This is a genomic window from Lacrimispora sphenoides JCM 1415, assembly GCF_900105615.1.
GTDB classification, from domain to species: domain Bacteria; phylum Bacillota; class Clostridia; order Lachnospirales; family Lachnospiraceae; genus Lacrimispora; species Lacrimispora sphenoides.
This window is the reverse complement of record NZ_LT630003.1, coordinates 1,779,125-1,791,417: the sequence shown is the minus strand read 5'-3', so window position 1 is coordinate 1,791,417 and position 12,293 is coordinate 1,779,125. Positions and strand designations below refer to the sequence as shown.

10 protein-coding genes are annotated in these 12,293 nt (G+C 44.3%); 9 read left to right on the top strand and 1 reads right to left on the bottom strand.

All coding sequences use genetic code 11. From position 1 onward, the window contains the following. The first annotated feature begins 1 nt into the window (after position 1). The 3 genes from BMX69_RS07950 (at position 2) to BMX69_RS07940 (ending at position 4,675) form a co-directional block, all read left to right on the top strand. Positions 2-721, top strand: coding sequence for a GntR family transcriptional regulator (locus tag BMX69_RS07950; protein WP_100042065.1), 720 nt, complete (start codon positions 2-4; stop codon positions 719-721). 100 nt (positions 722-821) lie between these two features. Continuing rightward, a complete protein-coding gene (locus BMX69_RS07945; protein ID WP_100042064.1) occupies positions 822-2,570 on the top strand; it encodes a class I mannose-6-phosphate isomerase in 1,749 nt (582 codons plus the stop codon). Between the two features lie 17 nt (positions 2,571-2,587). Next, positions 2,588-4,675, top strand: a complete 2,088-nt coding sequence (locus BMX69_RS07940) for a DUF5054 domain-containing protein (RefSeq protein WP_100043795.1) — start codon at positions 2,588-2,590, stop codon at positions 4,673-4,675. A 153-nt stretch (positions 4,676-4,828) separates the two neighbouring features. Here BMX69_RS07940 and BMX69_RS07935 read toward each other — a convergent pair whose 3' ends face one another. Next, the gene (locus BMX69_RS07935) at positions 4,829-5,542 is read right to left on the bottom strand and encodes a GntR family transcriptional regulator (protein WP_054790724.1); all 714 of its coding nucleotides are present in this window, start codon (positions 5,540-5,542) and stop codon (positions 4,829-4,831) included. Between the two features lie 247 nt (positions 5,543-5,789). On the opposite strand from BMX69_RS07935, the gene BMX69_RS07930 reads away from it, so the two are divergent. The 6 genes from BMX69_RS07930 to BMX69_RS07905 are packed head-to-tail and all read left to right on the top strand — an operon-like array spanning position 5,790 to position 12,279. Further along, positions 5,790-7,154 carry a sulfatase family protein gene (locus tag BMX69_RS07930; RefSeq protein ID WP_054790725.1) on the top strand — a complete coding sequence of 455 codons (1,365 nt, stop codon included), beginning with the start codon at positions 5,790-5,792 and terminating at the stop codon, positions 7,152-7,154. A gap of 13 nt (positions 7,155-7,167) precedes the next feature. Continuing rightward, entirely contained in the window at positions 7,168-7,593 is a 426-nt protein-coding gene (locus BMX69_RS07925) for a PTS sugar transporter subunit IIA (RefSeq protein WP_054790726.1), read from the top strand. A gap of 18 nt (positions 7,594-7,611) precedes the next feature. Next, positions 7,612-8,418 carry a PTS mannose/fructose/sorbose/N-acetylgalactosamine transporter subunit IIC gene (locus BMX69_RS07920; RefSeq protein ID WP_100042063.1) on the top strand — a complete coding sequence of 269 codons (807 nt, stop codon included), beginning with the start codon at positions 7,612-7,614 and terminating at the stop codon, positions 8,416-8,418. Then, positions 8,408-9,244: a PTS system mannose/fructose/sorbose family transporter subunit IID gene (locus tag BMX69_RS07915; protein WP_092249950.1), complete on the top strand. Its 837-nt coding sequence runs from the start codon at positions 8,408-8,410 to the stop codon at positions 9,242-9,244. The genes BMX69_RS07920 and BMX69_RS07915 overlap by 11 nt, the downstream gene beginning before the upstream one ends. 43 nt (positions 9,245-9,287) lie before the next feature. After that, complete coding sequence (locus BMX69_RS07910; protein WP_157724400.1) at positions 9,288-10,727, top strand: sulfatase-like hydrolase/transferase; 1,440 nt, start codon at positions 9,288-9,290, stop codon at positions 10,725-10,727. 13 nt (positions 10,728-10,740) lie between these two features. Further along, a complete protein-coding gene (locus BMX69_RS07905) occupies positions 10,741-12,279 on the top strand; it encodes a PHP domain-containing protein (protein WP_174715208.1) in 1,539 nt (512 codons plus the stop codon). Positions 12,280-12,293: the final 14 nt, after the last annotated feature.

Here is a 12,293-nt window from a genome sequence, read left to right as displayed (position 1 = left end):
AATGCTGAATCACGAAAAAGGGGCGCAGCCCTTATATTCCCAGCTGGAAACAATATTAAAGAAGCAGATTGAGCATGGGGAATTCAATAAGGGGGATATTTTTCCCACTGAAAAGATGCTGATGGAAGAGTACAATGTATCTCGGGTCACGATACGACAGGCTTTGGCTGCGCTGACACTGGACCGGTACATCAAAAGTTCCAGGGGAATCGGAACCACAGTAATATATGAAAAAATTGACGAACATTTAAAAAGCGTCATCAGCTTTACAGACGAAATGAAGCAGCATAACATCACCATGAGTACCTCCTACTGTACAATGGAAAAAGTCAGGCCGGGGAAGAAAGTAGCCATGGTACTTGGAATTCCTGAGACGAAGCAATGTTACTGCCTTACCAGAGTGAGATGTGTGGATAAAATCCCTATGGTCTATTCCGTAACGTATTTGAAGGAGATCGTGGAACTGCCTATGGAAAAGGAATATTATATGGAATCCTTATATAAATATCTTCAAGAAACCCATGGAATCATTATTGTGAGAGGACAGGATACCTTAGAAGCAGTGTTATCCACTAAGGAAATCCAGGATTTTTTAAAAGTAGATCCTCAGCTGCCTTTATTTAAGAGGATCAGAAAGACATTTTTAGCAGATGGAGAAATATTTGAATATTCTGACTGCTATTATCCAGGCAACCGGTACAAGTATTCTGTGGATTTATAAGAAGGTGAAAAGAAAAGCATCATTCAACGTTGGGGTTATAAATCATTTGCAAAACAACTGGATATACAGGCATATTCGCTTGTTTCATTAGGAGGCAAATATGATATTTAAAAACAAATATAACAATTATGAACTACAACCGTATACTGAAATTAATGGGTACAATGACCATGCATGGGGAGATTACGATTCGGTGATATCTAAATTGAAACAGAATATCGGGGAAAAGGAATCTGCCGTGGTATGTTTTGACTTCTATCCGGGTGTGAATAAGGAAGAAATCCTTGCTTTGGCAAGGAAATTAAAGCCGGATATTCTCATTGATATGGAAGAACTAGCAAAAAGTGAGGAAGTATTAAACCGGGAATTTCGTGATTTTATTACGGACGACCGGGTGTTTGGAATCATGTGCCATAAGCGGCTGGAGGACTTTTTCGATTTGGAAAAAATGGCAGCAGCCAGGCAGCAGCTTTCCATACAAAAAAATGGGCTTGTGGTGATTGCAGGCGTTGGGGCAGGGCTTTTAAGGGAATGTGATATCACGGTTTACTGTGATATCACTCGATGGGAGGTTCAGCTTCGCTACCGTGAAGGTATGCCTAACTGGCACTGTACCAATTACGATGCACCGAATCTGGAAAAGTATAAAAGAGGGTTTTTCATCGAGTGGAGACTAGCCGACCGGTATAAGAAGGAACGGTTTGAAAGCTTTGATTACATACTGGAAACGGAAGAAAAGGGAAATCCAAAGCTGATCACGGGTGAGGCATTCCGGGCAGGCCTGAAGGAACTAAGCAGACGCCCCTTCCGTTTAGAACCTTACTTTGATCCGGGGGTTTGGGGCGGTCACTGGATGAAGGAGCACTTCAATCTCGATAAAGAGAAAGAAAATTTCGCGTGGAGCTTTGATGGAGTACCGGAAGAAAATGCCATAAATCTGGTCTTTGGAGAAGTGAAGGTAAAACTCCCTGCCATTGATCTCGTTTTCTACTGCCCCAAGGATCTTTTAGGAGAGCGGGTGTATGGCCGTTTCGGCACAGAATTTCCTATCCGTTTTGATCTTTTGGATACCATGGGAGGGGGGAATTTATCCCTTCAGGTTCATCCCATGACGGAATATATTCAGGACGCTTTCGGAATGCATTACACTCAGGATGAAAGTTATTACTTGCTGGATACAGATGAAGACGAGGATACATATGTTTACTTAGGTGTAAAAAAGGGTGTGGACAAAGATGCTATGGCACGGGATTTGCGTGAAGCTGAGATTGGTAAAATCCAGTTTCCTGCCGAAACATATATAAATGAAATACCGGTGAAGAAACATGACCATATATTGATCCCGGCGGGAACCATCCATTGCTCCGGTAAAAATACCATGGTACTTGAGATCAGTGCCACTCCCTACATCTTTACATTTAAGTTGTGGGATTGGGGAAGAGTCGGTTTGGATGGGATCCCCCGTCCCACTCATGTGGATCACGGGCTAAAGAATATTCAATGGGAACGGGACACAGACTGGATCTATAACGAAATCGTTCATCAGGATCAGATTCTGGAAGAAAGGGAGGGTATGAAATTGGAACGGACCGGACTTCATAACCAGGAATTCATCAATACCTTCCGTTATACATTCACGGAACCGGTTTCCGTTAAGATGGAGGATTCCGTTCAAATGATGAACCTGGTAGAGGGAGAATCTGCCAGTATCGTAAGTGTAGACGGAACCTTTCAACCCTTTGAGATCCACTATGCGGAAACAGTCATCGTACCTGCAAGCGTAGGAGAATACCGGATCTTACCTGGTAATGGTATGTGCATGATGATAATTGCAGCAATCCGAAAATAATGGAGGAAATAAAGCATATGGATAAATCAGCGATTAAAAAGGTACACGTGGTATTTAAGACCCATCTCGACATCGGATTCACTGATTTAGGGCAGAATGTTCTGAACAAATATGTGAATCATTATATTCCGCTTGCCATTAACTTAGCCATACAGATAAATAAGGAAAAAGAAAAACGGTTTATCTGGACTGTCGGTTCCTATCTCATAGATTACTATTTCAGACATGCTGGAGAGGAGGCCTGCAAACGGCTTGAAGCGTCAATTCGCCGGGGAGATATCTGCTGGCATGGACTGGCTTGCACTACACATACGGAATTATTGGATAAAGAACTTTTTGAATACGATTTAAGCCTTTCCGACAAGTTGGATAAGCGGTTCGGAAAGAATACCATTTCAGCCAAGATGACAGATGTTCCAGGCCATACGAAAGCCATCATCGGTCCTATGACGGATCACGGCAAGGTTTACATGCACATCGGTGTCAATCCTTCTTCAATGGTCCCTCAAGTCCCCTTGACCTACCGCTGGAAATCGGGAGATAAGGAGATTATCATCCAGTACTCTATCGAATACGGTGCGCCTTGTTACGTGGAAGGAATGGATGAGGTACTGGAATTCGCCCATACCGGTGATAACTTAGGACCTCAGTCGGTGGAAGCGGTAGAGGCTGAGATGGACCGGATACAGACCATTTATCCTCAGGCTAAAATCGAAGCTTCTACCATGGACAAGTACGCAGAGAGCTTGCTTCAATATAAAGACCACCTTCCCGTGGTAGTAGAAGAAATAGGGGATACCTGGATTCATGGCATTGCCTCCGATCCGCTTAAGATTACTCGTTATCGCGGACTGATAGAATGGAAGGACCGTATGGAAAGGGAAGGAAGACTATGCCGGGGAGACAGTTTTTATGGAAACTTCATGGAAAACCTGCTTCTGGTGGCAGAGCATACGTGGGGACTAGACTATAAAAAATACCTGGCTGATTTTACAAATTGGGAAAAAACTAGTTTCCAGGCGGCCAGAAAAGCGGATGTGACAACACTGGATTTCCTAACAAACCGCAATGCCGGTATGTTAAAGGTCTTACAGGAGGATTTCCATAAGTACCGCGGCGGGAAATTCGATGGATCCTATGAAATATATGAAAGTTCCCATGCGGAGCAGATGGAATACATTTGGAAGGCTGTCGATACCCTTCCGGGTGAACTGAAGGAAGAGGCAAAAAAGGAACTTGACCGTCTGACTGTTAACTGCAGTGATATGGCGGAGAGAGAGGACGGAAGAACAATATATCCTTATGAGCGGGTGGTTATAGGAGAATGGACTGTATCATTTGATGGCAGCGGTACTATGGTGTATTTGAAGAAAGGTGAAAAGAAGTGGATTACGGATGGGGTTTTTGGAAGGCTATCCTATGAAACTTATAATGCCAGGAACTGTGTGGAGAATTATTACAGCTATAACCGGGCCTTCCGTCAAAATCAGTGCTGGTCGGAAGGAGATTTCTCTAAGCCGGGCCTTGAGTTCGTAGAGGTTTTAGAGAACCGGAATTACGTATTTGGTGCAAAGAAAATAAGAGCAGATGGTAATGAAATTCACATTATGCTAAAAGGCAATGAAGAGGCGAATACAAAATATGGCTGCCCGAAGCAAGCTGTTATTACCTATACCTTTGGGAGAGATATTGACGTAAGGCTCTGCTGGTCCGGGAAGGATGCCAACCGCATGCCGGAAGCACTTTGGTTTGATGTTTGCTTTGATGTAGAAAATCCATACTGCTGGAGGCTGAAGAAGATGGGAGATCTTATTTCTCCGGTTGAAATAGTGCGGGGAGGTAACAGAAGACAGCATTGTGTGGAGGAACTCTCCTATCACGGTGCAGACGGAAAAATCGTGGTTATAAACCACCATTCCCCTCTCGTCAGCGTGGGTGGCAAATGGATGTACGGTGATTACCAGAATCTTCCGGATATAAAGAAGGGATTCTCTTATAATTTATATAATAATAAATGGGGAACAAATTTCAAGATGTGGTGTGAGGATGACTGTTGTTTCGAATATACGGTCAAGATCACAGGGGAGGGTAAACCTGCTATATAAGAAAAAATATACGTCTCTGGTATTCCTACTTAAAGCAGAGTGACTGTATAAAAGATTCAAGAGCCAGCTGATATGGTGTTCTACCATCCAGACTGGCTCTTAAACTTAAAGTTATCGTTCGCGAATCCTTCCCTCTTATGAATAAGCCGGATATCAGCTTTTGACATAAGTCAACTGGTATTTCGGTGAGTTAAGCGTTAATTCTGTATAATCCATGATCTGATTATTGGTCAGATAAGTAGTATTGGCAACTCTCAGTATAGGAGTATCCAAAGAAATTCCAAACATGTCTGCAATACTTTTTGAAGGATGAAGGGGGGTTACCGTATGGTCGCTGTATGCGATTTTCATTCCCTTTATCTTTTCAAAGTACTGATATTTGGACTGCTGAAGTACCTGCATAGAGATATCGGGATATAACCGGCTGGACATATAGGTTGTTTCAAACTGAAAAATTTCATCGTTTGCATACCGGATTCTTTCGATAAAATAAATAGGTTCCCCTGTCTCAATCTTTAAGATGGAAGCAATATTTGAAGGTGCTTTCTGAATCATAAAGGTGGGAACTTCTGTCCGGACGGAAATCCCCTGTTCACACATTACTTCTGAAAATCCCTGGATAGAACTGGGGTTTAATGTAACAGAAGGGTGGCACACAAATGTACCTACTCCGGCAACTCTTGTCAAAAGACCCTTTGCAACCAGATTATCTGTGGCTTTTCTGACGGTCACCCTTGATACATGATAGGTGTTAGAAAGCTCCAGCTCTGTGGGTATAAGATCGTCTTTCTTGTAATAACCTAAATTTATTTTCTGAAGCAAGTCATTTTCAATCTGTTTATATTGTGCAATTCTTTTTTCTGCCATAATTATCACCTCATTTTCTTATAAATCCAGTTCTTTAATTGTATTATACTTTGAAATAAATGACAATACATATTTGAATTAATATGTAAACAACGCAGCATATTAATCATGGATTCTGCATAATCCATGATAATACAATTAAATTAAATGTATTGACATTGACATGTAGTTGTAGTATATTATGTACAGAAATGATAATACATATTAAACGGAAATAAATACATTTTAACAGCAGGAGGTACAATTAGTGAAAAATGTATTGTATATTCATACCCATGATTCCGGGCGGATATTAAGTCCCTATGGTTATAAGGTTCCCACGCCGAATATGGAATCCTTTTCCAGGACAGCAGCCGTGTTTCGGAATGCGTACTGTGCAGGTCCAACTTGTTCCCCCAGCCGGGCAGCAATGCTGACAAGTACGTATCCGCATCAGAATGGCATGTTAGGTCTGGCCCAGAGAGGCTTTACCATGGATTACAGCAAACATCTGGTTCATTATCTGAACGGGAATGGCTACTATACCGCACTTTGCGGAATCCAGCATGAAGCAGGCTGGTATCTGGACCGGAAACTGGGAGCGGCAGAGATTGGCTATCAGGATGAACTGACCACAGATAATTCCGGATATTCTCAGGAAGAGCTGGTGGACTGGGATAAGGAAAATGCAAGTAAGGTCTGCCGGTGGCTGAAAAATTATAACAAAGAACAACCCTTTTTCCTTTCTTACGGAATGTACGCAACCCATCGACGGTTTCCTGATAAGATTGATGAAGATATTGACCCTGAATATGCCCTTCCCCCTTATCCGATTCCGGACACCAGGGAAACCCGTAACGATTTTGCCGGTTACCTGATGAGCGTCAAATGCGCAGATGCCTGTTTTGGCCAGGTGATTACCTGCTTAAAAGAAGAGGGGTTGTGGGAAAATACCATTATACTCTTTACAACAGATCACGGTTTGCCAAATCCCTTTTCAAAATGTACTTTGTTTGACAGCGGGATCGGTGTGAATCTGATGATACGTTCACCGGGAGCTTTGGCGAATGGAACCGTTGCGGACAGTCTGGTTTCCCATATGGATGTATTTCCTACGCTTTGTGAGCTCCTTGAACTGGAGAAACCGGAATACCTGGAAGGAAAATCACTGGTTCCTCTGCTGACAGGGGAAAAAGAGGAAATCAGATCCGATGTCTTTGCCGAAATCAATTTCCACACTTCCTATGAGCCGGTACGTTGTGTACGCACGAAGCGTTACAAATATATCCGCTATTATGATACAACCTATTTGAAGATTAACCAGTCAAACATCGATGAATCTCTGACAAAAGATTATTTTCTGAAGCAGGATCTGGAAGGCCAGACAAAGTACGAAGAAGCTCTTTACGATCTTCTTTATGACCCGGGAGAACGCAATAATCTGGCACATAACGGGGATTACGCTTCGGTTTTGAAAGAAATGAGCCAGAGATTACTGGTTTATCAGGAAGAGACAGGAGATCCGATTCTGAAAGGGGAAATTATAATAAAACCAGAATGGAAAATAAACAGGAAGGAGTGTAAGACCGCAAGTTCAAAAAATCCAGAAGATTATGTCAGTTTTGGAAAATGAAAGGAGGAAAAGGATGATAGGTATGATTGTAACCGGCCATGGCAGTTATGCCACAGGAATCACAAGCGGACTGAAACTGCTGGCTGGAGAGCCGGAGAATTATGAACCGGTGGATTTCCTGGAGGATGATTCTCTGGAGATTCTAACCGGAAAATTAGCAGAAGCGGCCAAAAGACTTTCCCAGTGCACCGGAATTTTGATTTATGCGGATTTGACCGGTGGATCCCCGTTTAACGTCTCCGTTCGTTTGAAAATGGAACGGCCTGGCAAAATAGCGGTAATCGGCGGAGCAAACCTTCCGGCAGTACTGGAAGGGTATATGGCAAGAGGCTCCATGGAAAGTGTTTCTGAAATTGCCGCAGAGAGCTTGACAGCGGGTAAAAATGCAATGGTACAGTTTGAAGAATCTGCTGTCGCGGAAGGGGATTACGAAGAATAATAAATGGAGGAATAAGGTATGACTTTTTTACAAGCTTTACTGATTGGAATATTTGCCTATCTTGGAAGTAAGCGTACACCATGGTTTTTTGGGGTAACCGGAGGGTGGAATATGATTGGGCGTCCTCTTGTAGCCGGCTTGATTGTTGGCGTGATCTTAGGGGATGTAAGAGGGGGCGTCATTGCAGGCGCTATGGTTCAGGCATTATTTATCGGACAGATCACGCCCGGAGGTGCGATGCCGGCGGATGTGAACTGGGCAGCCTATATTGGGATACCGTTGGCACTGGCAGCCGGAGGTACCGGAGAACAGGCAGTGGCCTTATCGGTTCCTCTCAGCATGCTGGGACTTGGGCTATTTAATTTTATTATGACGATCAATGCATATTTTCCTCATATGGGAGATCTCGCCGCAGAAAAAGGAGATGGGGCCGGAATTCACCGAGCTACTTATCTGGCAGCCGCTCCAAGCTTTATTCTCCGGGCCGGCTCTGCCATGCTGATCTGTTATCTTGGAACGCCCCTGGCAGAATTCCTGATCACCAGTATGCCACAGGGAATCCTGCACTTTTTTGAGGTAGCCGGAAAGATGCTCCCGGCCATTGGATTTGCCATGCTGCTTAAGCAGTCCCTTTCAAAGAAATGGATGCTTGTATTGTTCCTGATGGGCTGGATCCTGATCGGCTCTACCAATATGTCTGTTACTGCGCTGGCTGTATTTGCAACTGCAATTGCATTTATCTTTGTTATGGCCCAGGGCGGAACACAAGCGGCCGTACCGGCTCCGGTACAAAGCACAGAGGAGGATGGCTGTTATGAAGAATAAAAGAGAAAACTCATTACTTAACAAAAAGGATATTAACAAGGCTGCCTGGTCTTATATTTTCTTTATACAGGCAACCCAGAATTTTGAACGTATGATGGGACTTGCCTTTTGTCATGTGCTGGAACCGATTTTAAAGAAACTCTATAAAAATGATTCCGGTGAGTACAAAAAATCCCTTCAGCGACATATGCAGTTTTTTAACACAGAGCCTCAGCTTGGTGCCCTGATTCCCGGCATTACCATTGCCATGGAGGAAGCCCGTGCTATGGGGGAAGATGTCAGCGAAGAGCTGATTGTTAATACCAAAAATGCGCTTATGGGGCCTTTTGCCGGAATTGGAGACTCTATGTTAATCGGTACCTACAGTCCGATTCTGTTAAGTATTGCCATGAGCATGTGCATTAGTGATGGAAATCCCGTTGGTCCCCTGTTCTTTTGTGCGGTATGGCTTACCAGTGTGGTTGGCCTGCAGTGGTATCTGTTCCATAAAGGATATGATATGGGAATCGGTGCGGCAAACCTGTTTTTCACCAACCGTTCCCTTGCAGATAAAATTACTACCGGACTCACTATGATGGGTTTGATCGTAATAGGCGGAGTTGCTGCAACAACTGTAAAAGCAAATGTGGTTTACCAGTTTGTCAGCGGTGAAATGTCTCTTTCTTTACAGGAACAGATTTTTGATAAGATAATGCCTGGGATACTTCCCCTTTTGCTTACTCTGGCAGTGTGGTATCTGATGGATAAGAAGAAGTGGTCTGCCACAAAGATTATTCTCGGCATCGTTGCATTTACGGCTGTTATGGTATTTTTAGGAATCATGTAAATGCAGGATGACCAGAAACGGCCGGACCAGAGGAGATTTTCTTATGAAGGATATGGTTTTAATAATGTCAGACCAGCATGGCTGGGATTACACAGGATTTGCAGAGGAACGGATTGATACGCCGGGTCTTAAAAAGATTGCAGAGGAAGGTCTGCTGTTTGAACGCTGCTATTGCAATTCGCCTCTTTGTGTTCCCTCGCGCATGTCATTTCTAACTGGAAAATTACCCTCACAACTGGGTATTTTTAATAATGATGCCGCTCTTGGCGGAGATGTGCCCACCATTGCCCATGAGATGGGACGTCTGGGATATCAGACCGTTCTGGCCGGCCGGATGCATTTTAAAGGGGAAGACCAGAAGCATGGTTTTGATGAACGGTATTGCGGAGATATTACCTCTCAATTCTGGGGAACCGGAGGAAAAAAGCGCCTGGATTTTGGTATGTATGCCGGAACCACGAACAGGAAAAACTGCCTGGATGCAGTCGGAGGGGGGATTTCCCCGGTTATGCTTTTTGACGAAATGGTTTTCCGCTCAGCCATGGATTTTCTTGAGGATTGGGAAAAGAAGAAAAATAGAAGACCGCTGTTTCTGGTGATTGGATTCTATGGCCCTCATTTTCCTTTTACCTGCAGAAATGAGGATTACCTTAAGTACCAAAGCCGCTTTACTATAGAGGAATGTGAGAAAGAGGCAAGGATCCCTTCTTCTTCTGCTTATCATGAATTCCAGCAGGAATGTGCACCAGAGCATATGAGAAACTGCAAGGCCGCTTATTGCGGTCTGGTGGAACAGTTAGACCGGTATGTAGGGGAATTATATAATAAAATCAAGACGGTCGAAGCCGGACGGGAATATCTATTTCTCTACACCTCTGATCACGGGGAACAGCTTGGAAAACGGAAACTGTTCGGAAAGCAGACCATGTATGAAGCTGCGGTCCGTATACCTCTTCTGGCAGCAGGCACAGGGATAGCTCCGGGTATTTCAAAAGAGCCTGCAGGGCTTTTGGATGTATCCCGCACACTTTTGGAAGAAACTGGAAGGAATGAAAATTACTCCTGGCATCAGGGAAAGAGGCTTGATTTCAGTGGTTCCCGGAGTGAAAAATCCAGACTCGTTAGAATTCAGCAGATGGTGGGAAGTGATGACAGCCCGCAGTTCATAGAAGCAGTGGTTCTGGGACAATACAAACTAGTTAAGTCCGGAAATGAAACCATATGTCTATATGACTTACAGGAAGATCCCGATGAAGAACATGATCTGTCAATGACGAGGGAGGGCTTATTAAAAAAGCTTATAATACAGATAGAAGAAAGCGGCGGCTTCCTGAGTAAACTTAAGGTTCAGTATCTAACTGACCGGGAGAGGGAAGCCAGAGATGGGCAGCGGAGATTAAAAGCATGGGGGCAGGTGAAAGAGCCGGAAGAGTGGGCAACCATGAAAATAGATAAAAACACACTCATAAATCCAAGAGAATAGTTGGGAGGACTCCATGAAATACAATAAGTTTTGGACAGATATGCATAGTAATATTCACCATGAGCAAATGAATGAGCTCCCGGTGTGGTATGAACATATAAAAAAACAGATGGATTTCTGGCCTGTGGCTTATTATCCGTTTTACATGCGGCCCACACCGTCAGGGCTTGGGGTCGAAGACCGGTACGATGATGAAGAAGTTGCCAGGGACTGGGAATTGTTAAGAAGCTTTACCGAGGAAGCCAACAGACAGGGATATCCAATGTTCATGGGTTATGAATGGCAGGGAGCCGGTCTGGATGGAGATCATAATGTGTTTTTCCTTCACAATAACGGAAAGCAGGAGCATCCGATGCGCTACCAGGACCTGGCCGCCGCCTATGAGGGGCAGGAGGTCATTGGAATCCCTCACCATCTGGCATACCAGCCTGGCTCCAGAGGTAAGAATTGGGACTCCCATAACGAAATGTTTTCTCCTATCGCAGAAATTTACTCCAGCCATGGCTCCAGTGAAAATGACGATGGGCCTCTGTCTATGGACCGCCATGTCCATATGGGGCCGCGGACAGGAGAGACGACCTATGAGAAAGGCCTTGAACGAGGGTATAAAATCGGCATCATTGCTGCAGGTGATAACCATAGTATTCCCGGTGTTTTTGAAAATGGAAGCATGTGTGTGCTTGCAGAGGAAGGTACAAAGGAATCCATCTGGGAAGGACTGACAAAGCGGAGAACCTACGGGGTATCCCGGAGCAGGATAGAAGTTGACTATTATGTGAACTCAGCACCAATGGGATCTGAAATTGAAGCAGGCAAAGAAGTTGAATTAGAATTTCAGATAAAAGGGACCGGAGCGGTAGACAGGGTGGAGATTTTAAGAGATAATGTCTTAGAGGAAATGGTTGTGCATTCAGGCACATGGGAACGGGAGGAGCAGGTTGGATTGATCCGGTTCAAATTCCGTCTGGAGCTTGGCTGGGGACCGGATACCAGGGTCTACCATAACCACCTAAGGAAAGACTGGGAAGGACGCCTGGAAACGGACGGAAAACTGCTTTCTGCCCAACCGTGCTGGAATCACTATGGTCAGGAAATTATTCAGGATGATGACAAGAGCTGCAGTTTTACCATGACTACATATCAGTCTCCGGCTTCCGGTAAATGGATGGGGTCGGAAAAGGCTGCAACAGAGGGCTTTATTTTTGAAGTGGAAGCGGATGTGGACAGCGTTCTGCGCCTGCTCGTCAATGGAAAGGAATATCTCCTTCCAGTGAGGGAATTACTTAACAGCTCCCAGGTTATGGCACTTTGGGATGAAGTGAACTGCCTGACAAAGGAAAACTGGGGTGAGATTACACATTACCGGAATGATCCATGGTGGCACAATGCCTATAAAATCCGCATTGGCAAGGCATATCCTGAAAGCTCCTATAAACTCACCGGGAAAAGAAAGATCCGGATGGAGCAAAGCGGAAATTTACGGCTTCGCATCTGGCAGAAAAATGGAGATGCCGCCTGGACCTCACCTGTGTTTATAACTGTAAAAGAATAAGGAAAGGGGACTAT

What these genes read in the sequence shown, in the direction of transcription:
- BMX69_RS07905 (WP_174715208.1), top strand. Translation starts at nt 10,741, where the DNA reads ATGAAATACAATAAGTTTTGGACAGATATGCATAGTAATATTCACCAT.
- BMX69_RS07920 (WP_100042063.1), top strand. Translation starts at nt 7,612, where the DNA reads ATGACTTTTTTACAAGCTTTACTGATTGGAATATTTGCCTATCTTGGA.
- BMX69_RS07950 (WP_100042065.1), top strand. Translation starts at nt 2, where the DNA reads ATGCTGAATCACGAAAAAGGGGCGCAGCCCTTATATTCCCAGCTGGAA.
- BMX69_RS07915 (WP_092249950.1), top strand. Translation starts at nt 8,408, where the DNA reads ATGAAGAATAAAAGAGAAAACTCATTACTTAACAAAAAGGATATTAAC.
- BMX69_RS07945 (WP_100042064.1), top strand. Translation starts at nt 822, where the DNA reads ATGATATTTAAAAACAAATATAACAATTATGAACTACAACCGTATACT.
- BMX69_RS07925 (WP_054790726.1), top strand. Translation starts at nt 7,168, where the DNA reads ATGATAGGTATGATTGTAACCGGCCATGGCAGTTATGCCACAGGAATC.
- BMX69_RS07910 (WP_157724400.1), top strand. Translation starts at nt 9,288, where the DNA reads ATGAAGGATATGGTTTTAATAATGTCAGACCAGCATGGCTGGGATTAC.
- BMX69_RS07940 (WP_100043795.1), top strand. Translation starts at nt 2,588, where the DNA reads ATGGATAAATCAGCGATTAAAAAGGTACACGTGGTATTTAAGACCCAT.
- BMX69_RS07935 (WP_054790724.1), bottom strand. Translation starts at nt 5,542, where the DNA reads ATGGCAGAAAAAAGAATTGCACAATATAAACAGATTGAAAATGACTTG.